Annotated in this window: 23 protein-coding genes and 1 pseudogene; 6 read left to right on the plus strand and 18 right to left on the minus strand. The window is 55.6% G+C overall.

What is annotated here, in order from left to right; translation table 11 throughout:
- A partial coding sequence (locus tag AD659_RS14875) for a transposase (RefSeq protein WP_156330588.1) occupies nucleotides 1-205 on the minus strand: 205 nt, incomplete at its 3' end.
- Nucleotides 206-325: 120 nt separating this feature from the next.
- Nucleotides 326-895, minus strand: coding sequence for a carboxymuconolactone decarboxylase family protein (locus AD659_RS14880; RefSeq protein ID WP_053122531.1), 570 nt, complete (start codon nucleotides 893-895; stop codon nucleotides 326-328).
- Between the two features lie 73 nt (nucleotides 896-968).
- Here AD659_RS14880 and AD659_RS14885 point away from each other — a divergent pair, with 73 nt between their 5' ends.
- Nucleotides 969-1,304 (plus strand): winged helix-turn-helix transcriptional regulator, encoded by a 336-nt coding sequence (locus AD659_RS14885; protein WP_041475962.1) that lies wholly within the window; start codon nucleotides 969-971, stop codon nucleotides 1,302-1,304.
- Nucleotides 1,305-1,402: 98 nt separating this feature from the next.
- Here AD659_RS14885 and AD659_RS14890 read toward each other — a convergent pair whose 3' ends face one another.
- Entirely contained in the window at nucleotides 1,403-2,041 is a 639-nt protein-coding gene (locus tag AD659_RS14890; RefSeq protein ID WP_053122533.1) for a hydrolase, read from the minus strand.
- A gap of 161 nt (nucleotides 2,042-2,202) precedes the next feature.
- Between AD659_RS14890 and AD659_RS14895 the strand changes: the two genes are divergently transcribed.
- Nucleotides 2,203-3,105: a LysR family transcriptional regulator gene (locus AD659_RS14895; protein ID WP_053122536.1), complete on the plus strand. Its 903-nt coding sequence runs from the start codon at nucleotides 2,203-2,205 to the stop codon at nucleotides 3,103-3,105.
- A 31-nt stretch (nucleotides 3,106-3,136) separates the two neighbouring features.
- Here AD659_RS14895 and AD659_RS14900 read toward each other — a convergent pair whose 3' ends face one another.
- From AD659_RS14900 to AD659_RS14910, 3 genes are all read right to left on the minus strand, one after another.
- Entirely contained in the window at nucleotides 3,137-4,171 is a 1,035-nt protein-coding gene (locus AD659_RS14900; RefSeq protein ID WP_053122538.1) for an aldo/keto reductase, read from the minus strand.
- Nucleotides 4,172-4,268: 97 nt separating this feature from the next.
- Nucleotides 4,269-4,769 (minus strand): DUF2306 domain-containing protein, encoded by a 501-nt coding sequence (locus AD659_RS14905; RefSeq protein WP_053122540.1) that lies wholly within the window; start codon nucleotides 4,767-4,769, stop codon nucleotides 4,269-4,271.
- 58 nt (nucleotides 4,770-4,827) lie between these two features.
- Entirely contained in the window at nucleotides 4,828-5,652 is an 825-nt protein-coding gene (locus AD659_RS14910; RefSeq protein WP_053122541.1) for an alpha/beta fold hydrolase, read from the minus strand.
- 206 nt (nucleotides 5,653-5,858) lie between these two features.
- Here AD659_RS14910 and AD659_RS29310 point away from each other — a divergent pair, with 206 nt between their 5' ends.
- A complete protein-coding gene (locus AD659_RS29310) occupies nucleotides 5,859-6,266 on the plus strand; it encodes a helix-turn-helix transcriptional regulator (RefSeq protein WP_162277304.1) in 408 nt (135 codons plus the stop codon).
- Nucleotides 6,267-6,275: 9 nt separating this feature from the next.
- Here the strand turns inward: AD659_RS29310 and AD659_RS14920 are convergent, their stop codons facing one another.
- From AD659_RS14920 to argC, 4 genes are all read right to left on the minus strand, one after another.
- Nucleotides 6,276-7,226 carry an AraC family transcriptional regulator gene (locus tag AD659_RS14920; RefSeq protein ID WP_053122546.1) on the minus strand — a complete coding sequence of 317 codons (951 nt, stop codon included), beginning with the start codon at nucleotides 7,224-7,226 and terminating at the stop codon, nucleotides 6,276-6,278.
- A 103-nt stretch (nucleotides 7,227-7,329) separates the two neighbouring features.
- Nucleotides 7,330-7,890 carry a cysteine hydrolase family protein gene (locus AD659_RS14925; protein WP_053122846.1) on the minus strand — a complete coding sequence of 187 codons (561 nt, stop codon included), beginning with the start codon at nucleotides 7,888-7,890 and terminating at the stop codon, nucleotides 7,330-7,332.
- Between the two features lie 220 nt (nucleotides 7,891-8,110).
- A complete protein-coding gene (locus AD659_RS14930) occupies nucleotides 8,111-8,455 on the minus strand; it encodes a hypothetical protein (RefSeq protein ID WP_231987670.1) in 345 nt (114 codons plus the stop codon).
- Nucleotides 8,456-8,774: 319 nt separating this feature from the next.
- On the minus strand, nucleotides 8,775-9,704 hold the full coding sequence (gene argC / locus AD659_RS14935; RefSeq protein ID WP_053122550.1) for an N-acetyl-gamma-glutamyl-phosphate reductase: 930 nt from the start codon (nucleotides 9,702-9,704) through the stop codon (nucleotides 8,775-8,777).
- A gap of 114 nt (nucleotides 9,705-9,818) precedes the next feature.
- Here argC and AD659_RS14940 point away from each other — a divergent pair, with 114 nt between their 5' ends.
- Nucleotides 9,819-10,703: a LysR family transcriptional regulator gene (locus AD659_RS14940; protein ID WP_053122552.1), complete on the plus strand. Its 885-nt coding sequence runs from the start codon at nucleotides 9,819-9,821 to the stop codon at nucleotides 10,701-10,703.
- Between the two features lie 115 nt (nucleotides 10,704-10,818).
- On the plus strand, nucleotides 10,819-11,775 hold the full coding sequence (locus AD659_RS14945; RefSeq protein ID WP_053122554.1) for a hypothetical protein: 957 nt from the start codon (nucleotides 10,819-10,821) through the stop codon (nucleotides 11,773-11,775).
- A gap of 6 nt (nucleotides 11,776-11,781) precedes the next feature.
- Here the strand turns inward: AD659_RS14945 and AD659_RS14950 are convergent, their stop codons facing one another.
- The 3 genes from AD659_RS14950 to AD659_RS14960 form a co-directional block, all read right to left on the minus strand.
- Nucleotides 11,782-12,108, minus strand: coding sequence for an antibiotic biosynthesis monooxygenase family protein (locus AD659_RS14950; protein WP_053122556.1), 327 nt, complete (start codon nucleotides 12,106-12,108; stop codon nucleotides 11,782-11,784).
- Nucleotides 12,109-12,149: 41 nt separating this feature from the next.
- Entirely contained in the window at nucleotides 12,150-13,124 is a 975-nt protein-coding gene (locus tag AD659_RS14955; RefSeq protein ID WP_053122558.1) for a zinc-dependent alcohol dehydrogenase family protein, read from the minus strand.
- Between the two features lie 63 nt (nucleotides 13,125-13,187).
- On the minus strand, nucleotides 13,188-13,490 hold the full coding sequence (locus AD659_RS14960) for an ArsR/SmtB family transcription factor (protein ID WP_053122561.1): 303 nt from the start codon (nucleotides 13,488-13,490) through the stop codon (nucleotides 13,188-13,190).
- Between the two features lie 171 nt (nucleotides 13,491-13,661).
- Between AD659_RS14960 and AD659_RS14965 the strand changes: the two genes are divergently transcribed.
- Nucleotides 13,662-15,521, plus strand: a complete 1,860-nt coding sequence (locus AD659_RS14965) for an ABC transporter ATP-binding protein (protein ID WP_053122563.1) — start codon at nucleotides 13,662-13,664, stop codon at nucleotides 15,519-15,521.
- Between the two features lie 247 nt (nucleotides 15,522-15,768).
- Here the strand turns inward: AD659_RS14965 and AD659_RS14970 are convergent, their stop codons facing one another.
- The 5 genes and pseudogenes from AD659_RS14970 to AD659_RS14985 all read right to left on the minus strand — a co-directional run bounded on the left by AD659_RS14970 (nucleotide 15,769) and on the right by AD659_RS14985 (nucleotide 20,744).
- Nucleotides 15,769-16,419 carry a hypothetical protein gene (locus tag AD659_RS14970; protein ID WP_053122565.1) on the minus strand — a complete coding sequence of 217 codons (651 nt, stop codon included), beginning with the start codon at nucleotides 16,417-16,419 and terminating at the stop codon, nucleotides 15,769-15,771.
- Between the two features lie 219 nt (nucleotides 16,420-16,638).
- Nucleotides 16,639-17,625: a hypothetical protein gene (locus tag AD659_RS29795; RefSeq protein ID WP_153043868.1), complete on the minus strand. Its 987-nt coding sequence runs from the start codon at nucleotides 17,623-17,625 to the stop codon at nucleotides 16,639-16,641.
- Nucleotides 17,622-19,160: an AAA family ATPase gene (locus AD659_RS29315; protein ID WP_082343563.1), complete on the minus strand. Its 1,539-nt coding sequence runs from the start codon at nucleotides 19,158-19,160 to the stop codon at nucleotides 17,622-17,624. Before AD659_RS29315 ends, AD659_RS29795 begins: the two co-directional genes overlap by 4 nt.
- A 226-nt stretch (nucleotides 19,161-19,386) precedes the next feature.
- A pseudogene (locus AD659_RS14980) lies at nucleotides 19,387-20,006 on the minus strand (tyrosine-type recombinase/integrase).
- Nucleotides 20,007-20,402: 396 nt separating this feature from the next.
- Complete coding sequence (locus AD659_RS14985) at nucleotides 20,403-20,744, minus strand: DUF6124 family protein (RefSeq protein WP_053122568.1); 342 nt, start codon at nucleotides 20,742-20,744, stop codon at nucleotides 20,403-20,405.
- Nucleotides 20,745-21,180: the final 436 nt, after the last annotated feature.

Here is a 21,180-nt window from a genome sequence, read left to right on the forward strand (position 1 = left end):
TTTGCTTCTGATCGGCGGTGATTGCCTTGGTACCGACAAGCGTCGATCCGGCGCGCTCTTTTCGCACCTGCTCGACCCAGCGGCGCAGGGCTGTTGGGCCGATATCCAAGCTGGCACAGATCTCGGGAATCGGCTGATCCTCATCGAGCACCATGCTTGCAGCTTTGAGTTTGAACTCACTGGAATAGGATTTTCGCATCATCATGCACACCTCAGATTTGGGCGCCATCATAGCGCCCTATTGATGTGTCCAAATTCATTAGGCCAGATCAAGCTCGCTCCCACAGGGGTACGTCAATGACCGAAAGACTTCGACCAAAAGCACTCAATGCCCGGCCGCTCCGCCTTTGCGATATTCACTGAAGCTCGCTGCATTTTGCTCGAGCGGCAATGCAAGGCCATTCGCAATGTAGGAGACCGTACGGTAAAAGCCCGCGAGCATCAGGATCTCCAGGATCTGATCGTCGTCGAAGTGCTTTCTGAGGGCCAAGAACTCTTCATCGCTCAACGTTGCTCGATCATGAAGCGCATCGACCGCAGTCAGTAGAGCGACCTCTTCCTCCTTCCAATGCCCTGAGCCAAGGGGATATTCCAACGTGCCGGCAATCTCTTCCTTGGAGAGCCCGGCGGCCTGGGCGAAGGCCATTACATGTACCCCCCACTCGTATTCACACCCTGTGCGAGCACAAACCCTATCGATGACGAGTTCTCTCTGGCGAAGCGTCAACAGCGCGCCATCCAGCAGCGAACCGCCCTTGAATTTTCGCCACGCGCGATCGCTGCTTGCAAGGGTCGAGAATAGAACGAGCGGCGGTACCCCTACGCCCATTATCTTGTCGAAATCCGCCCTGACCTCGGCTGGGTAGGGTTCATTGAGTGCTTTGATTCGTGCCATCGCTTATCCTCCGCTATCAAATGTGTAGCAAGGATAGTCGCTACTGAATCTGTAGCAAACAAGGGCAATAACGATGAATGATAACCAGGGCTGCGCTTCATCAATACTCAGGGGACGTCGGCCAATCATGGCGCTCCTGGACTTACTCGGACAAAAATGGGCGCTGAGGGTGCTTTGGGAACTGCGCGATGGCGCGTTGAGTTCCAGGGCTTTGAGAAGTGCGGCGGGAGACATCTCTCCCACCGTGCTGCAAAGCAGAATCCATGAGCTGCGCGATGCGGGCATTGTCGAACGAGTCGACGGTGGCTACAGCCTCACGCCACTTGGCTTGGAGCTGTCGGAGGCATTCATGCCCCTCTACCGGTTTGCGGGTAAATGGGCGGACAGCCTGGAGCGGGAACCCCGCTAGATGCTCCCGCAAACCAAACCTTGCGAGTGCAAAGTGCTGGAATGAAGGCAGCGACCGTATTCGCAAGCGCCACCTTCATCACGTTCAGTTACGCATTCTTAGCGCGTACCTCCATGGCCCTTTTCGGCGTTGAAACCATCGAAGTTCTCGAAGACGCCCATGAAGCCGGGAACGGTCAACTCTCGCGCCCAGTCGCGCTGGAGTTCGCAATACATCTGCACGCGGCTGATGAGCTTCGCACCCGCCTGTTCCATTCGACGCAACGCCGCCTCGTGCGCGGCGAGTGACGTGCCGCCCACCGCATCGACCGGCACATAGACTTCATAACCTTCCTGAATCGCGTCGAGTACAGGGAATGACAGGCATGCTTCGGTCCAGAGCGCGGTCATGATGAGCTTCCTGCGGCCGATCGCCTTGACCGCCTGCTTGAACTCAGTGTCCTCCCAGCTGTTGATCGAGGTGCGGTCATAGGTTGGCAGGTGGCCGAGCACGTCCTGCAGTTCCTGGATCGGCGGCTTGTTGCGGCCGGTCGCGACGTTGACGGTCGAGTGGATAATCGGGAGGTTGTAATTGACCGCCGCCTTGGCGACGCTCGTAATATTGAAGACGAGCTCGTCACGGGACATCGAGCGGATCGAGGAAACCTGGATCGGCTGGTAGTCGATGATGATCAATGCCGAGTTCCCGGGGGACAGGAGCTGGTCAGTCTGCGGGTTGCGGATATTCTCGCTTGCCATTGGGCAAATCCTTTTATAGGTCACGCTCGTGGGAGAAGTTGATTTTCCGGAAGACAGGCACCAGCGGCGACGCTGCCCGGAAGCAGCATTGTGCTGTTCCCCTATTCGATGCAGTAGTAGCATTGCGCGGCGAGCTGTGTCGCAGAACGAGGAACGCTGGAATGGATATTGAGGAGCTGCAGACCTTCGTCGAAGTGGCTGATGCGGGGGGTGTCTCACCTGCTGCGCTTCGGCTTGGCGTGTCCAAGTCGATCGTCAGTCGCAGGCTCGTTCGGCTTGAAACGGAACTGGGCGTCCAGCTGCTTGCACGCTCCACACGCGGGGCTGCTCTTACGGAAGCCGGGGCGACGTTCCGCGACTATGCAGCCAGGGTCTGCGCCGAAATCGACATAGCCAAGGAAACGATCCTACCCGCCGGAGCCCTTCGTGGCCGTTTGCGAGTCGCCGTACCGCTCTCTTTCGGCCCGACGCATTTCGCGCCCGTGCTCGCGGAAATGGCACGACGTCACCCCCAGCTTCAGATCCAGACCTGCTACAGCGATCGTTTCGTTGATCTCATCACGGAGGGTTACGATTGTGCGATACGGGTGGGCTACCTTCAGGACTCCAACTTGATCGCAAGGCGCATCGGCCCGATCCATGGGAAGCTCCTCGCGAGTCCGGGCTACATCAAGGCGCACGGAGCACCTGAGACGCCGGAGGAGATTGTCGCCCATCAGGCCCTGATGCAGAGCACCGAAGCCTGGCAATTCATGGATGGAGACAAGATCATCACGGTCCGTCCGCAAGGACGCTTCAAGGCCGACAACGGTATCGCTCTGGTCGCTGCGGCAACTGCGGGACTCGGAGTCGCGTACCTGCCCGATTGCCTTACCCACGAACACGTGACTTCGGGGGCACTGGTGCCAATCATGACGCGTTACCCACCACCTCCGGCAGGTGCCTATGTCGTTCGCCCGCCAGGCCAACATCCCGCACGCAAGATACGGGTTCTCACCGAACTGCTGATCGAGTATTTCGGCGAGTCTCCGCACCTTGCGGTGCTGCCCCGGTCAGAGGCATGACCGCTGACCACAACGCTCGTCGTGACTCGATTCATCGAACAACCCGGTTCATCGCATCAATGAAGTCGGCCTTGCCGCCAGCAAGCGAAGGCGCTGAAGCAGCCACCATATCGTGTGGAAATCCAAGGGTGATGGCGCTGGCAGCGTCCAGCTGTGCCAGTTGATCCGCTGTCAGCTGAACCTCGGCTGACGCCAGGTTATCGGCCATCTGCTCCGGCGTGCGTGGACCAATAATCGGCAGTGTTCCCTTGGCCAGCACCCAGGCGATTGCGATCTGACCCGGCGTGTGGCCGGTCTCTTCGGAGATCGCTAACACGGCATCCACCGTCGAGGTCTTGCGCTCGCTGTCCTCGTCGTGGATCACCGCCCCCAAACCCTGCGCACGACCGGTTTCCCCTTTGCGGTATTTACCGGTCAGCAAACCACCGCCTAGCGGTGACCATCCGACAGTTCCCAGATTGAATGCAGCGGCCATCGGCAGGAGTTCGCGTTCGGCCGAGCGCTCCACCAGGCTGTGCTCCAATTGCACCGCCGATATAGCCGACCAACCACGAAGTTCGGCCAGGGTGGCGGCCGTTGCCACACGCCAAGCCGGAAAGTTGGACAGTCCGCTGTAGAGCACTTTGCCCGAGCGGATCAAGTCGTCCAGGCCCCGCACGATTTCGTCGATAGGCGTTACGCCATCAGGCATGTGCACCCACAAAAGATCAATGTGATCCGTCTTGAGGCGCTTGAGGCTGGCTTCCACCGAGCTGCGCATGGCTTTGCGGCTGTTGCCGGCGCGCAGGACGCCGGCACCGGGTGAATCACCGAGCGAGAATTTGGTCGCCAGCACCACTTCATCGCGCTCGGTCGCCATGAAATCGCCGAGCATGGATTCAGATTGGCCAAATTGATATTGATCGGCCGTATCGATGAAATTGCCCCCTGCTTCACGGTAACCGTCGTAGATTTTACGGGCCTCGTCCACGTCGGCCCCGTAACCCCATCCTTTACCGAAATTGCCAGTGCCCAGCGCGAGCGAAGAGACCCGCAGGCCGGTATTGCCGAAAATGCGATAACGCATGGCGAACTCCTTCAAGGCAGGAGCCTTCGGCGACCTGCGCTGGGTTGAAGATTAATGAATGCCATTTGAGCCTACAGTAGCGAGGCAACCCACGGCATTACGCGGTACCCGCCAGTCGTTGTGTCCGGCGGATATTTGCGGCCTGCACGGCAGCGCCCATCAGATAAATCAAGAAACAGACACCGACCAACATCTTGAGCGTCGGGTCTTCTGGCCCCGTGAATACCGGATGACCAACGGGCACTCGCGTTCCTGTTTCCGTCAGTCCGGGGATGAAGTGAAAGAAAAACGTCAGCGAGTAGCCCAATACGGCAACGTAATGGGCTAGCCCGCGTTGGCCGATGCGCGTTTCTGCCGCGTAAGCGATGGCCAAGACAATCAGTGTCGTGATCGCCAGGATATGCGGGGCGCCAAAGCCTCCGTGGTGAAAGATGAACAGCCCGGTGATACAAGTCGCTACGGTGAGCCACACATAAGCTCGGCCTGAGCGTGTGCGAGAGCTGATTTCTCCATGGCGGACAAACGCAAGGATTCCTCCAGCCAACGCCACCAGGGCAATGACCGTGTGCAACAGGCCGAAAGGTGTCATACCCAGCATAAGGCTACCTCCTCGTCAGGCGCGTCGGAGGTCGACGCGCCGGTCCGGTGACGGGCTCTCAGGAACTCACGAACGCCAGAAGATCTGCATTGAGCCTTTCCTTGTGGGTGTCGGTAATACCATGCGGTGCCCCCTCGTAGACGATCAGCTTGCTGTCCTTGATCAGCTTGGCCGAAGCACGGCCCGCGGCGTCGATAGGCACGATCTGATCATCGTCACCGTGAATGATCAGCGTTGGCACGTCGAACTTCTTGAGATCCTCGGTGAAGTCGGTTTCCGAGAAGGCCTTGATGCTGTCATAGGTGTTCTTGTGGCCACCCAGCATGCCCTGCATCCACCAAGCGTCAATCACCCCTTGCGACGGTTTTGCGCCTGGACGGTTGTACCCAAAGAACGGACCGCTGGGAATATCGATGAACAATTGCGAACGGTTGGCCAGGAACCCTGCGCGGATGTCATCGAAGACCTTGACAGGCAGCCCGCCGGGGTTGGCTTCGGTCTTGACCATCAACGGCGGCACCGCGGAAATGAGGCCAGCCTTTTTCACGCGCCGGGTACCATGACGACCGATGTACCTCGCCACTTCGCCGCCCCCCGTAGAGAACCCGAAGAGCGTGGCGTCCTTCACATCCAAGTGGTCGAGTAACTGCGCCAGGTCGTCGGCGTAATGGTCCATGTCATTGCCGTCCCAGGGCTGGCTGGAGCGGCCATGGCCACGGCGGTCATGGGCGATACAACGAAAGCCGTTGGCGGCCAGGTGATACATCTGCGACTCCCAACTGTCCGCGTCCAGCGGCCAGCCATGGCTGAACACCACAACCGGGCCCTTGCCCCAATCCTTGAAGTAGATTTCAACGCCATCTTTGGTAGTGAAGGTGCTCATGGTCTTGTGCACTCCGTGGGGGTTATGACGCCTGAAATACGACCGATGATCCCAATGCAAAAGCGGAAGAACTACGTAAAAACGGCAATTTTGAACTGAGGCGTTGCTGATCCATGCAATCAGTCTGCTTGCCTGTTTTACGTAGTACGGTGCAGCGATTGCAGCAACACTTCTACAACCTGAGCCGAGTGGAATGGCAAGTTGAAATGGATAAAGCCCCCGTCACGAGTAGGCCATCCCCCTTCCGGGCAAAACCGCAAGGCGGGTGGCAAGGTGCAAAACACCAGGCAACCGTCGCCCGGGTGGTGACGCTGCTGCAAGCCCATGAAGAGCGACCGATTCGCCTGTCAGAACTGTGTCGCAATGCCGGCATCAGTGAGCGCACCCTGCGCTCCATTTTCAAGGAGGTCTTCGGCATGGGCCCCAATCGCTACCTGCATGTCCGTCGGTTGCATCTGGTCCGGGCTGCGTTGTCGATCGCCAATGCCAACATCGAGTCTGTCAGCGACATAGCCTTGCGCTTCGGCTTTTCCGACAGCGGTCGGATGGCGTCTGATTACCACGCACTGTTCGGCGAATACCCCAGCCAGACCCTAATGCGAATGCTGCCTTGAACAGTGTGCCTAGCGCTGCGCGACCGCTTTAACGGACCTCAGGGAGTGTGCCGGCAGTACCCCGAAATGCTGACGATACTGACCGGCAAATCGACCGAAGTCCCAAACACCAAAGCGCGAACAAATACTGGTAATCGTGTCGCCAGGCCCCGCATGGCGGATCGCGAAACGAATGGCGTGCAATCGACGCACCATCAGATAGCGATGCGGGCTCATGCCCAGGTACTCGTTGAAGACATTGCGTACCGTACGCTCTGAGGCACAGGTCGCATGGCAAATGTCTTCGGTGTATACCGACTGGATGTCCAACGCTTCGAGCAACTCCAGGGCCCGCTTGAGTATTTCCCTGTGGTCGCGACTGTGCCGGGCTCCGGCGTGTAATGGATCGATAGGCAGCAACAGGCGGAACACCACATCCATCACCTCCATGCGCGCGTCATGCTCGGCGCTCTCGGTATGCAGCACTTCGGGTGTATGGGTTTCGATGTAGAACAGACGGCGCGCCAGCCAGATCAGCGGAGCGATATTGCGATGCGCGTTGCTGACCATGTTGCGATGGAGCATGGAAAAGTCGAACTCATCATTGCGGACTGCCGCCCAGCGCAAAACCCGTTCGCAGGACATGGCGACGGTCAGCCAACTGGCGGGACGTTTCGCATCGATGTGAAACATGGCGTTCGGCACCATCCAGCCGATTCTTCGTCGATTGAATGCGTGACCATCGACCACCGTGGTGTCGTGCCCTGTCAGGGGCACGAAAATATTGAAATAACCTGGCAGGCCAACGCCGGTGTACACCGTTGCGGCGCCTTCGCGACCGCTCATCAGCGCCACGCCGTTCAAGTCGACAACGTTGAGTTGCCAGTCGCGCTGCTGCCTGGCGTGTAGGACATAGCGACCCTGCACGCCATACAGGGCCTCTTCGAATTCATCGAATTCGGAACACACCAATTGGACCATTGACGTAACCTCAATGCCTTGGCAGCCTCCTTGCCAGATCGAAACTGGCAATCAGCATAGCTCACGAATTCGATGGCAAATGGACGATGCCGCCGTCCATCTGCTATCCGCCTGCTCGACCGGCCAGGTATTCGTCCGTGGAAATGACAGGCGCATAACCAAAAGCGAGTGCGGCCATGAAGGCTGCATGCACCTGAGCAGCGGGCACTGTCACACCATTGAACGCCAGGTCGAGCGTGGCGCAGGCGTCGTGCAACACGGTGGTCTTGTAACCAAAATCGATTGCAGCGCGCGTCATGCCGTCCACACACATGTGGCTCATGTTACCGACCACCACCACTTCGTTGATGCCATGCTGGTCGAGGATGGCCTTGAGATCTGTTTCGCGAAACGAATTGATGAAATGCTTGAGTACCACCGGTTCATCCGCGCGATTCTCTACGCTTTCGTGAATCTGCGCGCCCTCACTATAGGGCCGGAAAAACGGCGCGTTCTCGTCTTTGAACTCATGACGGATATGCACCACCAGATCGCCTCGCTCACGAAAGCGGTCTATTACCCGCGCCGCTTGAGCAGCCGCCTCTTCAACACCGCAAAGCGCCCATCGCCCTCCGGGAAAGTAGTCGTTCTGGATATCGACGACGACCAATGCTTTCTTGTCCAGATTGGAGTTGCTCATGATCTTTCTCCATTGACCCGCCAAATGTCCTGTACGAGTGCAGGCCCCGAGGGCCGGCGGTTTGAATACTGGGGTTATCGATGACCGGCGCACCAGTGAAAGCGAACACTTGGGCCTTACCCGCACCCAATTAAACCGGTGCTTGGGCGAGCATAAACAGGGGTACTCATTTGAACTCCCGGTACTCGCGAAAACAGGGCCAGGCTTACTCGTTCATCTTCCACGTAGCCGGCAATGAAAGATCGCCCGACGCAACGTCCCATACCGAACTGACGCAAAGCAGTGGGTCGTGCAGATCGGCATTGACCTTCAATCCAGCAGTAACGCCGTCGTAGTTGAAGGTTTCAGGAAAGCCAATGGCAGCCAACGGAACTCCGAAGGCTTTTGGCGTATTGGCGCCTGCTGTGCCGCTCACGACCTGTTGAAAGACAATGTTGTCGCCGACGCGGTAGATATGGGTGTGCGCCAGGTCGAAAGCCGCGTCGATCTGACCTTTTGCACTGTTGATGCCTCCAGGCTCATGCGCCATCAAAGGAAAGCTCAACGCCATGGAAATGACCAAACACGACAGTTTCCGCATACCCTGCCTCACAAAGGAGATGAACAGTGCAATCCGTGTCGGGCTCTCACATCGGGTTCTACGCTATCGTTTTGGAACACGTAGACGCTGACGAGCACGCCGCTTGATTCACTGCCATTGTTTTTCTCGGGAAAGCACTATGCGAAAACGCTACGGCGCAGACTACGTAAAAACGGCAAATATAGGATTTGATGCCAACCAAAGTTGGGGTTTCTAAGGTCCAGGTCGGCGAATGTTCCCGCTACACATTGAAGTCAGGGCATCACGCTGATTTGCGTGCCCATCGGAGTCATGCGCCTGCAAGCATCAAGTCCAGATTCTGCACCGCCGCGCCAGCGGCGCCCTTCCCAAGATTGTCAAACACCGCAGCCAGCAAAATTTGTCCGGTCCCATCGTTCTCGAACACTGACAATCGCACATCATCGGTCCCGTTAAGCGCCTGAGGATCAAGGGTCGTCAGCGCTTTGGCTTCCTGCATCGACATCACGTGTACATGGCGCGCATCGGCATAGTGCTGCACCAGACACGCATGCAACTGCAGCGCACTCACGCCTGGCGCCAACAACCGGGCTTGCACAGGTATGGTCAGCACGATTCCCTGCCGGAAAGCGCCATAGGCCGGCACGAACATCGGCCGCTCCGTCAGGCCGCTTTGCTGCTGGATTTCCGGAACATGCTTGTGTGCCAGCCCCAGCCCATAGACCTGAAACGCCAACGCCTGCGCTGCGCCCGCGCCCTCATGCTCTTCCACGCCGGCCCGTCCTTTTCCGGAATAACCCGACACGGCATGAATGTTCACCGGGTAATCCCTGGGCACTAGTCCCGCCTCCAGCAACGGGCGCAGCAACCCGATCGCCCCCGTTGGATAACAACCGGGGTTGCTGACCCGTCGTGCGGCGGCGATGCGTTGGGTCTGCTGCAAGCTCATCTCCGCGAAGCCATACGTCCAGTCTGGATGGGTACGGTGCGCCGAACTCGCATCGATCACCCGAACGGCTGGGTTTTCGATGGCCCCTACAGCGTCGCGCGCAGCCTGGTCGGGCAAGCAGAGGATCGCGATGTCGCAGTGGTTGATGGCTTCGGCGCGACGTTGCGGATCCTTGCGATATTCGGCGCTGAGGGTGAGCAGCCGCAGATCGTTCCGATCGCGCAGGCGTTGATGGATTTGCAACCCGGTGGTGCCTTGGTCGCCATCGATGAATACAAGGGGGCTCGCCATGGAATGCTCTCGGACATTGGAAATCAGGAGCTCCAATGTTCAGCGAGGCGCTAAGATAGGAAAAGTTGAATTTATAAACGCTGAAATTCAGATTTTCTGAACAAGGACTCACTTATGCGGGAAATCAGCCTGGACCGTCTGCGCACGTTGGTGGCGATTGCCGACCTGGGGTCGTTTGCCGAAGCGGCCCGTGCCCTGCACCTTGCGCCACCCACCGTCAGCCTGCATATCGCCGACTTGGAGTCGCGCGTGGGCGGCAAGCTGTTGTCGCGCACCCGTGGGCGCGTTCAGCCTTCAGCGATAGGCAACACGCTGGTGGAACGCGCGCGGCGCCTGTTGGCAGATGCGGAGCAGGCGCTTGAGGACGTGAAGCGTCAGGTACAGGGATTGGCCGGGCGTGTGCGGCTAGGCGCCTCCACCGGGGCCATCGCCCAGTTGCTGCCGAACGCTTTGGAAACGTTGAGCCAACGCCACCCCGCGATCGATGTGCAGGTGGCGGTGCTCACCTCCCAGGAAACCTTGAAGAAGCTTGCCGAGGGCGCCTTGGAGATCGGTTTGGTGGCGCTGCCGCAGCCGCCGGTGAAGGGCTTGCGGATCGAGCCGTGGCGACGGGACCCGGTCATGGCCTTCTTGCCGGCTCGCTGGGAATGCCCGGCGGTGGTGAGCCCCGACTGGCTGTCCGCTCAGGCGTTGATCTTGAATGACACCACCACTCGCCTTTCGCGCTTGACGTCGGAGTGGTTCGCCAGTGACGGCCGGCAGCCCGCGCCGCGCATCCAACTGAACTACAACGATGCGATCAAGAGCCTGGTGGCGGCGGGTTATGGTGCGACATTGTTGCCCCATGAAGCCTCCACGCCATTGCCCGATACCCGGATCGTCATGCGGCCATTGAAGCCCTTGTTGTGGCGTCAACTGGGTATAGCCCACCGCAGTCAGGACATCGAACGGCCTACGCAACATGTGTTGGATGTGTTGTGGGAATTAAGCGCGGAGTGATTATGTCCGGGCATGCGGTATCCTGCGCGACGTAAAACACGATCCAGGCCTGCGGCGTGCCACCGCTTGTCACGCCCCCTTGATCGATCTAAAGGCGGCGCACCAGGAGGTCAGCATGTTGTTTGGACATCGATTCGAGCGCACCGCGCAGGATGATCTGCACATTCACTCGCGTAACCTGGTACAGAGCGCCTTCGTGCTGCTGACAGGCGCGCTTGCCTTCATGTTGCCGATGGCGTTCGCCGTGTTTGTGATCATTGATGAAAACTCGCCTCTGACGGACCTGGATCCGCTGACTTCACTGCTGATCGTGCTCGGGCTGCTGCTGATTCCGGCCCTCGGCCTGCTCCTGATGGTGTACACCGGCATGCGCGAGACCTTGCTGCTATCGCGACGCGACGGTGAAGGCAAGCGCCGCACCCGAAACTTTTTTGGACGCCGCGAGCGTGTGCATTCGGTCTTTAGAATCGACACCCCCAAATGCCTCGAACTTCGCCGTCGCCCGGATGCCAGGCCAGCCTACACCCAACTGTGGCTGGTGATGCGCGATGGCACCGAGCAGCGCCTGACGACCGACAACGTTCCGGTGGTACCGGGAAGCAAACACACCGATGTGTGGCTGCGAGAGCTGGCCAACTACCTGAACGTGGCAGTGCCTACTGAAGTCGTCGTGGGTTCGACGGCGGCTGTGAAGGCCACCTACAAACCTGCTCCAGCCCCAACCAGCGGTAAAGCGGTGAGGGAAGCCAGGCAGCGCAGAGCCAAGGAACTCAGGCCTTCCCATGAGGCCACTGAAAAACTCGGCACGCCCGCACGCGCCCTGCTCCTTCTAATGGGTGTTTTCCTGGCACTATTGGAGCTGAGTCGCGTCATCGCATTGGTGCCCGCTCTGTTTGCCGGACGGCTGCGTGTCGGCGGTCGAACGGGCACGACCACCTTCTACTGGGCCGAGCAACCGCTCACCTTCTCATTCAACATGCTGGTGGGCATGGCCGAGGTGTTGATCCTCGGATTCATCGCCTGGGGTTGTCTGCGCATGGCAATCCGGGGCCGGATGAGTTCCAATCCCTGAGGGTGGTCAATTCGGCCGCCGCTCGGTCAGAAACGGTGAGCAGGAAGCTGCCCCGTCAATATGGTAGACCCTCGGTTCTTCCGAAAAATATTCCTCCAAACCCATCATGAACATCCGATGGTCTTCACTCGCTTCGAAACCCGGCGTGTGATCCTCGAGTGACTGCCATTGCACGATCAGGTTGAATTGCTCGGGGGTCTCAATCCCTTGCGCCAGCAGGTGACCGCCGTAACCCTTTGCCCGGGTGAGCAAAGGAGCGACCTCGGCAAATGCACGCCTGAACATTTCAATGCGTTCTTTGTGAATGGGGAGCAGAGCGATCTCATAAATCATGGCCTTCCTCGAAAATGACTTGAACGGTTAAAAGTGCGCACTTACGCGATGAGCGATGGCTCGACCGCTATCGCGATTTTTCCTTGAACACCGTTGTTGAGACTCTCCAGCCGGGCATGGGCGAGCGCAATGTCGGCAAGCGAATAGACGGCGCCAACATGTGGCCGCAGTTGACCTCGCGCGACCAACGCGCTCAACTCATCGAGCTTGCCGCGGTTCTGCCTTGTGAAAACGAAGTGATAACTCGCGTTCTTGCCCCAGGCCTGGACAAGGTTTTGTGGCTGTGCAATGTCCACGATCGAGACAACGCGGCCAAGCTGTGCCAGCGCGTCGGGGCTGCGCGACAAGGTATTGCCGCCGATGGTGTCGAACACAACATCCACTCCGCGACCACCCGTTTCCAGCAGGATGGCGTCGACGTAATCCTCCTTCTCATAGTCGATGACCACATCGGCCCCCAGACTTCGCACGAACTCAGCGTTTGTCTCGCGCACGGTCGTGAACACCCTTGCCCCCATGGCTTTTGCCAGTTGGATCGCCACATGACCGACGCCTCCCGCGCCGCCGTGGATCAGAACGCTTTCGCCCACCCTGAGCGCCGCACGCACGATCAGTGCTTCCCATACCGTCCCGCCAACCAAGCTCAGGCTTGCCGCCTCTAGATGGCTTAGCGAGGGCGGCTTCTTCCCAATGATGGTTTCGGCAGCAACGTGGTACTCGGCATAACTTCCTTGCCCATCAAATATTTGCGGGGTGTACCAGACTTCGTCTCCCGGCGCGAAGGCTGTCACGCCGGGTCCAACGTCTTCGACGACGCCCGATACATCGTGTCCGGTAATGGCCGGCAGTTGCACCAGGTCGGGATAGTCGCCGCGTCGAACCTGATAATCCAACGGATTGATGGAGGTTGCGTGTACCCGGACCAGGACTTGTCCCGCCTGCGGCACAGGCTTGGGCACATCGCAGAGTTCGAACGAACCCGACCCGCCAAATGATTTAAGTACCATTGCTTTCATCGTAAAATCCTCGAATCTAGAAAAAGGAATATCGAGATATCTCGATATATTACGGTAAAAAAACTACAGTTCTTTCCCTATGACCTCGGCAAGCGCGCGGATGGCTGCTTCATTGCGCTTGTAGTAGGTCCACTGACCGATACGCCGGACTTCGACCAAGCCCACTCGTTGCAGCGTTGCAAGGTAACCAGACACCGTTGACTGCGACAGTCCGATACCTTCTTGAATACTGCTGACGCAGACACCCACCGTGAGAACGTCACCTTCATCCTGTGGAGGGAAGTTCTTTGCGGGATCCTTCAAGCCTTTCAAGATTTGCAGGCGTGTAGGGTTCGAGAGTGCTTTGAATATTTCGATCAATTCCATGGCCCGAGAATATCGAGATTTTTCGATATGTCAATACAAGGTATCAATGCGGTTCAGATGCCAGTCTGGACGACAGAAGACTGGCCACTCAGAGCCATACACATCCCACATAACCCTAAAAGCACCTTTTAAATGGCAGAATCCCCGTAATCGATCGTTTCGGAGACCACGATGCTTCGCGTATTTGAACAAAGACTCGACCCCTTCCCGCCTGACGAGGTCCCCCCGCCACCCAACGGCCTGGCTCGATTTCTTTGGGCCTGCACCCGGGGCGCCCGCGGTTACATCCTGGCATTTGCGCTGCTCAGCGCCGGTGTGTCGATCTACGAAGCCTGGCTGTTCGCTTTCCTCGGCCAGGTGGTGGATCTGCTTTCGACCTGGCAGGCAGGTGGTGACGCGGCGGCGCAGGAAAGTCGCGTGCTGTGGGGCATGGGCATCGTCATGGTGGCCAGCGTCGGGCTGGTGGCGCTGCGTACAATGGTGCAGCACCAGATATTGGCGATCAATCTGCCGTTGCGGCTGCGTTGGGACTTCCACCGCCTGATGCTGCGGCAGAGCCTTTCGTTCTTTTCCGATGAGTTCTCCGGCCGGGTCACCACCAAGGTGATGCAGACTGCCCTGGCCGTGCGCGACGTGTTGTTCACCCTGATCGAGATCGCCCCTGGAATCGGCGTGTATTTCATCGCGATCATCGCACTGGCCGGCGGCTTCGCCCTGAAACTGATGCTGCCTTTCGTGGCCTGGATCGTGTTATTCGGGCTGGCCATGCTCTACTTCGTGCCCCGCCTGGGGAAAGTCGGACAGGAACAAGCCCATGCGCGCTCCTCGATGACCGGACGGATCTCGGACGCCTACACCAACATCACCACCGTGAAGCTGTTTTCCCACTCCAACCGTGAAGCGCACTTCGCGCGCGCGGCCATGGAGGATTTCAAACAGACCGGCTTTCGCCAGATGCGTCTGGTCAGCCAGTTCGAGATCGTCAACCAAGCGTTGGTGGTGGGGTTGATCATGGCCGCAGGCGGTTATGCGCTTTGGCTGTGGCATCAGGGCGATGTCGGCGCCGGCGCGGTGGCGGCGATCACCGCCATGGCGTTGCGCATCAATGGCATGTCGCACTGGATCATGTGGCAAATGACCTCGCTGTTCGAGAGCATCGGCACCGTGCAGGATGGCATGGCGACCCTGACTCGCGGCCCCAAGGTGCAGGACGCGCCGGACGCGGGTGTACTGGTGACCTCCGGCGGAGCGGTCACCTTCGACAACGTGAGCTTCAACTACAACGGCGAACGCCAGGTGCTCGATGGCCTGAGCCTGGACATTCGCCCGGGTGAGAAAATCGGCCTGGTAGGCCGTTCCGGCGCGGGCAAATCCACGCTCATCAACTTGCTGCTGCGCTTCTATGATGTCGACAGCGGGCAGATCCGCATTGACGGGCAGGACATTGCCCACGTGACGCAGGACAGCCTGCGCAGCGCCATCGGCATGGTCACCCAGGATACGTCCCTGCTGCACCGTTCCATTCGCGACAACATCGCCTACGGCCGACCTGATGCAAGCGACGCACAAATCCGCCGCGCCGCGGCCAATGCCCAGGCCGATGAGTTCATCAGCCAACTGAGCGACCGCCAAGGTCACTCCGGCTACGACACCCTGGTGGGCGAGCGCGGCATCAAGCTGTCGGGCGGTCAGCGCCAGCGCATCGCGATTGCTCGTGTGATGCTCAAGAACGCCCCGATCCTGCTCTTGGACGAGGCGACCAGCGCGCTGGATTCGGAAGTCGAAGTGGCCATCCAGGAAAGCCTCGATGAAATGATGCAGGGTAAAACTGTCATCGCCATTGCTCATCGACTGTCGACGATTGCGGCGATGGATCGACTGATTGTCATGGATGATGGACGCATCATTGAACAGGGTACCCACGCTGAACTGCTCGCCAAGAACGGTATTTATGCGCGTCTGTGGCACCACCAGAGTGGCGGGTTCCTGGGTGAGGATCGGTGGGTGACGGAGGCGATGGATCAGGTGTGAGGGTAGATGGCCTGGGGTGATCTGCAGGTGGGTGTTTTGGGTCGGAAGCTGTCCTCCACAACGGGCAGGTTTCGGCCAGAAGCAGACGTTCAGACGAGGGCCGTCTCCAGCCAATAGCCGTCATTGTGGAGCTCTTTAATCAACCCGTTCCGTCCCTCCGAAGAACCTACAAAGCCAGTAGTGATTAGTTTTGATGAAGGACCAGCGTATAGCTAATGCTAAGCCATTGCCCTACAACGTGTTAACTCTAAACTAGAAAATATTGCGTAAATATAGCTTTTAACCAAGAAAAATAGTCATCATCAGTCATTGCTTTCGTAATGCTCTCGCCTTTCCGACCAATCGTGAAAGAATCAAGGCTACCGCTGTTCATTTTAAAAGTAAAATTATTCGGCAACTCTAGCGTCGAATCATAATACTCATCTTGCATCAGGGAAAAATCGATCTCATATGGAAATCTATCGAGGATTTGCCCGACCGCGAAGATGAATAGCTCCACAATATCAAGATAGTCTTCCACCTGCTCCGTAGTAGGCACAATGTATTCGTGCTCGACACGGTTTCGTGTCTTATTTAATCTGGACAAAATGCGAGGTGACAATACCCCGCATTTTGAAAGGTACTCCAGTCGCTTATCAAATCCTAGCTGCTTATTTTTGTAGGCAACTTTCCACCCTAGGGCATCGCACAGAGTTTCTGTCTGCAGATGGAAAGCTCTTTTGGCGTTTCCAACAGCGTTAATTAAAGTCCGCCCCCCATCCTGCTCGTCAAAATCCTGCCTTGCATATTCCAAATAAGTTGATGGCAAGATTTTTGCTTGATGATTCACCCAGCTATAAGTCCCTCCATCATTGATGTAGTGGGAAATGTACTCTGGTTTTAAGTTCTTAACGTTCATTTACAGTTCCCAAATACCTGTCAAATTGGTGCTCTATAGTACACAGACGCTCGACAGTATTGAATCGCCCCCGGGTTCCATAGACATCTGAATGACCGCTTTCGGCCAATAGCGGACGGTCAGATTTAACCAGATTCCGTCCAACCCCTACGGTCGGAAAAAGCTACATTCGCGCGAAACCGTGTCAGATGCGTCTAGGAACCTCAAGACGATTCAAGGCTAATCTGTTTCAGACCATAATTTATAGGCTGATTTACTGGCAGAAGACTCGCGATTGGCAAGTTCGCCAAGCCTGTCAAATTTAGCGAGAAAAGTACTTCTCGGTAGCGGCGTAGCCCCTAGAACTCGCATTCCATTTCCAACTTGGCACACATGCCGATCAAAGCCTATAAATCGATCATGCGACTCCTTCTTGAAAAAATCTTCATTCGCAGAAATCAGCGTAAGACTTTCAAGTGCGGAGGAGAATTTTTGATTACTACGGAGCAAAGCTGAAAATGCAACGCTTATAGCACAATGAAAATCACTATGCCTTTCCCCTCCATGCGAAATAATTTTGACATTGTATTTTTTTCCTAGCCTAGATAAAAAAGTGAAAAAATTAACTAATGCAGCGTCAGCTTTTTTGTCTTTGGCACCACGCCAAATAGAGTCGAAAAAATACCTATCGATAATCGTAATTTTTTTTGAAAAGCGAGCAAGCGGTTCGAATCTGGTTCGCCACACCTGCTCTGCCGTATCGAACTCTAAGATGTCTGACTGAGAAAGCCTTAGAGAATTACTGATGTGAGAGGACTCACTGCAGACACCGGCACCCAGCATTTCAAACCCTGTTTTTTGGCATATTCTCTTGCTCGTCTCATCTCCAGATAATAGATAGCCAACATCCTCATCAGCGAAAGCAATTTTAAAAAAAGAGCTTAATTCGCATAGGTTCTCGAAATTTGCGTAATCGCTAAACTCCCACCAACCACGATTGACCTCTGCTTTCTTTCCATATTCAAACGCCTCAACCCAGCGCTGGCGAAACTTACTTGGTAAGTTATCTACAAACTCTAAAAACTCATCACTTCCACCTTGAGGCAGAATCAATACGCCAAGGTCGATCCATGCGTTAGTTAAGTAATCATGAGCTAGGCTTATTGACTCGTTATTGAGAACATCAGACGAAAAAAAGTCTTTATCTAAAGAAAATTCTGAGATCATTTCGTGGTCACCACTTTATCCCGGTACTTTTCTTTAAGACGCTCTTCAAAGAAGCCTTCTGGCCATGCGTCAATAAAATCACCATCACTATCCAGCCGAATGGGTATTATTTCGCCACCAGCTTTAGTGGGCTCCACGTAATATATGGCGACTTTTTTTGGTGAGAGTTCTTTTCTTGCGATCATCGCCTGTAATCTGAGAAGAAGAGATTCACTATGTGTTTCTATGATCCACTGATTGCTATCGCATGTGTTAACAAAAAAATTAGCCAGGTTCGCTTGAAGTCGCGGATGAAGGTGAATTTCCGGCTGCTCTACACAAATAACGCTATCATCTCTAACAAGCCCTTCAACGATTATGGGCAACATTTGGCCTATGCCAAATCCGACATCTGAAGGCCCAACTATAACATCAGTCCGCTTGTCTTTTAGCTGAAGACAAATTACAGGCCCTGAAACATCATTACCAATTCCTGCTGACGATAACTCATAGGGAACTTCAAATGATGAAAACCAATAATTTATATCTTCAGTTATTTCAGGTCTTTCGTAAATAAATCGTGCAACGTTTTCCCCTTGCTTACCTACAGAATCATTCTGATCGGTCTTAGGGGCATAAATTCGACTAGGGTGGCTTCGCAAAGGGCCAAGATAGGTAACTGAGCTAAATTTATCTTTTAAGTCCCTTGCCAAGCTCCCGTATGTAAAATTCAGATAAAAAACGCCCTCAGTATCTTTTGCAGGATTCGCCTTTCCTTCATAGGTCGCCATTGATGGCGTTGCGTAGTTAAGGTCGCTTCGAAAAGTAACGTAGTCAAGGAGCTTGTCTATATCAATTTCCTTATTATTAAACCTAGGTCTACCTTTCAAATATTCACTTGCAGACGACCATGCCTTGCGGCCTGAAAATGAGAACGTTTTTGCAGCTGCGATTTTCATAGCGGGTGCTTTTTTTCTAAAATCATCAAGCTGCAGTAAAAATTTGTTTTTTTCTTTATCAGTAGCAGACTCAATGCTTTTTTCAAGATTCAAAAGATCAGACCTAAGCTCTTGGACCTTCCGTGGCAATGCCGAGTTTAATTCAGTATAAAATAGAACAGCATTATCATCCGCATTACTAACCGATACCGACATAGAGTCAATATAAGAAAATCCTTTGTGCTCTTTCTCTCCGTCCATGTGCCTGTATGTCAGCTCGTACTCTCTTTTTCTTGATTTTCCGAACACATCAAAATCAAGACCTGAAACTGATTGCTTTGTTGTAGGAAGGTAAGAAAATTTGAACGCGATAGGATCTTCTCGTTTGTGGCCATGGACCATCGAAGAAAAATCGCCCAAATCAACATATTCGCCGTTTGATACTAAGCCACCCTGAACATTAGGTCTTGTTATGGATTGCTTAAGGAGCATTATGGAGTGAATTATTGAACTTTTACCCGATGAATTGGGGCCATAAATCAGGGTTATCGGAGCAAGTTTTATATCTTGCCAATCTGAAAATGCTTTGAAGTTTTTAATTGATAAAGTTTCTAACATGATTCATCCCTGATCTAAATTTGCGTCAATGATGGCACAATGCCTCACCCGTGCACAGCCTCATGGGTGGTGTTTCTTGCACCTTATTACCCTTCAGACCGTTAACCCGTGGCGCGGTGGTGGCGCCGTTGGTCGAAACTTGATTTGCCCCCCTGTTTTTTGTCGATTGGGGGTGACCGCTTCTGGCCGTTAGCGACGGCCTGACTTCGACCGTCGCTTCGCATAGTCAAACCTCGGTTTGCTCTGCCATTTCCAAGGCGTCATCGACCCCAATCCCAAGACATCGAACGGTGCTCTCCAGCTTCGTATGGCCGAGCAGCAGTTGAACCGCCCGCAGGTTCTTCGTTCTGCGATAGATCAGTGATGCCTTCGTACGTCTCATTGTGTGAGTGCCATACATGGCAGGATCAAGGCCAATGGCTTTCACCCAGCCTTTCACTATACGAGCGTATTGACGGATGGATAGATGCTCTGAGGTAATCAGCCGGCTCGGAAAAAGGCAGTCCTCGCTACGGAGCTGTGCTTGATGTATCCAGGCCGCGAGAGCAGACCGTGTTTGCTCAGTGATCTCGAACTGCACTGGCCGCTGCGTTTTCTGCTGCTTCACCATGGCTCGCGATGACACGTGTTCGCCATGGGCAATGTCGCGCACACGCAGCTTAGTTAAATCGCAGGCTCGAAGCTTGCTGTCGATCGCCAAATCAAAGAGGGCCAGATCACGGGTTCTTTCTGCAATTTGCAGCCTTACTCGGATCGCCAGATATCTCTCAGTCGGAGCGGGGTTTTCTGCCCGACCAATTTCCCTTTGTTCCAGGGTTGACGGCCGCAGGTAGTGATGATTTTCATGGCAAGTCCTCCACGTGTGGGAGGACAAGGATGGCTAGCCAGAGCAATGGTCGCTAACCGACCAAGAGCGGAGTTTGGAAAGTGGGATTATGACGAACAACAATAAGCCGGAATACTGCACGATCTGCAGACGCTTACTCGACAACCCAGCAGATCCGCTATCAGGCAATTGCGGCGGAGATTGCTGGGGATGCATAGGCGCTATCGAGGCGGAAATGGGATGCGCAGAGTCGCTCGCCTACGTACGCAAAGAATACGAGTCAGGACTTCGGCCTGGCTGGATTGATCCATTCAAGCCCTGATTGGAGCTGCGTTACGACCGCTTCGGGTCGGAAGCAGCCCTTCGCTTCCGACCCGATCCATCTTGGGAAAAATGGAATCTATCCCCCCGAACGCCTACCTAGGGTCGATGACATCCAGCGCCCGGTTTGCCAATAGCAGACCTAGTTCAATCAACTGTTGCAACCCTAGTGCAACATGCCGTCGAGAATCCTCCAGATCGAACGCCAAATCGTTGGCCATGGCATTGGCGGAGGCCAAGGTTTCGCTGAGGCTGGCCAACAGGCTTTCAACATCGACACCCTCCACGACGGTGAATAGCTGGTCCGGAGGTGGCTTCTTGTCAGGCTGGGCGGGTTTGGGGTTCAGATAGGAATCGATGACACGTTCGGCGTTGGCGTCGGCCGCGATGTCCAGGTGCAGCGGTGGAACGGGTGGGTCTGGGATGAGTTTGTCCATGGAATGCTCCTAACGTAAATGGGAGCCGCCACGTTCGCTGCTAAACGAGTGGGTGGCAGCCGTGCGCAGGTTAGCAGACCGGTACGTTAGGAAACCGGCGCACCCGAGGATGCCCTGCGCACAGCCGCCATAAGAATTCGAGCAATAAAAATGCCCGCACTGAAGGCAGTTGCCGTGCGCCTAACGTGATTCCGAGCTGCTAAACCCGACCGCTAATTGTTAGCGGTGAGCAAAGACTAGGCACCGAAATCAGCAGGCGCAAGGGACTGGAATTTTCTAGGAAATGTCCTGCAAGTCAATGGGCAATATTCGCCCCGTCGATTCCTACGAGAAGCTCGTTCAACCCTTCCACCACCGAAACGCTGCGCTGCGCAACGGGTGCGATGTGATTGGAAGACCACAATCATGGCTCAGCCGATTAATCCGGCAGATGCCA

This window comes from Pseudomonas thivervalensis (assembly GCF_001269655.1).
GTDB lineage: Bacteria > Pseudomonadota > Gammaproteobacteria > Pseudomonadales > Pseudomonadaceae > Aquipseudomonas > Aquipseudomonas thivervalensis.

Bases quoted from the DNA above. Each gene is read 5' to 3' on its own strand.
- AD659_RS14880 (WP_053122531.1), bottom strand. From the start codon at position 895: ATGGCACGAATCAAAGCACTCAATGAACCCTACCCAGCCGAGGTCAGG.
- AD659_RS14885 (WP_041475962.1), top strand. From the start codon at position 969: ATGAATGATAACCAGGGCTGCGCTTCATCAATACTCAGGGGACGTCGG.
- AD659_RS14890 (WP_053122533.1), bottom strand. From the start codon at position 2,041: ATGGCAAGCGAGAATATCCGCAACCCGCAGACTGACCAGCTCCTGTCC.
- AD659_RS14895 (WP_053122536.1), top strand. From the start codon at position 2,203: ATGGATATTGAGGAGCTGCAGACCTTCGTCGAAGTGGCTGATGCGGGG.
- AD659_RS14900 (WP_053122538.1), bottom strand. From the start codon at position 4,171: ATGCGTTATCGCATTTTCGGCAATACCGGCCTGCGGGTCTCTTCGCTC.
- AD659_RS14905 (WP_053122540.1), bottom strand. From the start codon at position 4,769: ATGCTGGGTATGACACCTTTCGGCCTGTTGCACACGGTCATTGCCCTG.
- AD659_RS14910 (WP_053122541.1), bottom strand. From the start codon at position 5,652: ATGAGCACCTTCACTACCAAAGATGGCGTTGAAATCTACTTCAAGGAT.
- AD659_RS29310 (WP_162277304.1), top strand. From the start codon at position 5,859: ATGGATAAAGCCCCCGTCACGAGTAGGCCATCCCCCTTCCGGGCAAAA.
- AD659_RS14920 (WP_053122546.1), bottom strand. From the start codon at position 7,226: ATGGTCCAATTGGTGTGTTCCGAATTCGATGAATTCGAAGAGGCCCTG.
- AD659_RS14930 (WP_231987670.1), bottom strand. From the start codon at position 8,455: ATGGCGTTGAGCTTTCCTTTGATGGCGCATGAGCCTGGAGGCATCAAC.
- argC (WP_053122550.1), bottom strand. From the start codon at position 9,704: ATGGCGAGCCCCCTTGTATTCATCGATGGCGACCAAGGCACCACCGGG.
- AD659_RS14940 (WP_053122552.1), top strand. From the start codon at position 9,819: ATGCGGGAAATCAGCCTGGACCGTCTGCGCACGTTGGTGGCGATTGCC.
- AD659_RS14945 (WP_053122554.1), top strand. From the start codon at position 10,819: ATGTTGTTTGGACATCGATTCGAGCGCACCGCGCAGGATGATCTGCAC.
- AD659_RS14950 (WP_053122556.1), bottom strand. From the start codon at position 12,108: ATGATTTATGAGATCGCTCTGCTCCCCATTCACAAAGAACGCATTGAA.
- AD659_RS14955 (WP_053122558.1), bottom strand. From the start codon at position 13,124: ATGAAAGCAATGGTACTTAAATCATTTGGCGGGTCGGGTTCGTTCGAA.
- AD659_RS14960 (WP_053122561.1), bottom strand. From the start codon at position 13,490: ATGGAATTGATCGAAATATTCAAAGCACTCTCGAACCCTACACGCCTG.
- AD659_RS14965 (WP_053122563.1), top strand. From the start codon at position 13,662: ATGCTTCGCGTATTTGAACAAAGACTCGACCCCTTCCCGCCTGACGAG.
- AD659_RS14970 (WP_053122565.1), bottom strand. From the start codon at position 16,419: ATGAACGTTAAGAACTTAAAACCAGAGTACATTTCCCACTACATCAAT.
- AD659_RS29795 (WP_153043868.1), bottom strand. From the start codon at position 17,625: ATGATCTCAGAATTTTCTTTAGATAAAGACTTTTTTTCGTCTGATGTT.
- AD659_RS29315 (WP_082343563.1), bottom strand. From the start codon at position 19,160: ATGTTAGAAACTTTATCAATTAAAAACTTCAAAGCATTTTCAGATTGG.
- AD659_RS14985 (WP_053122568.1), bottom strand. From the start codon at position 20,744: ATGGACAAACTCATCCCAGACCCACCCGTTCCACCGCTGCACCTGGAC.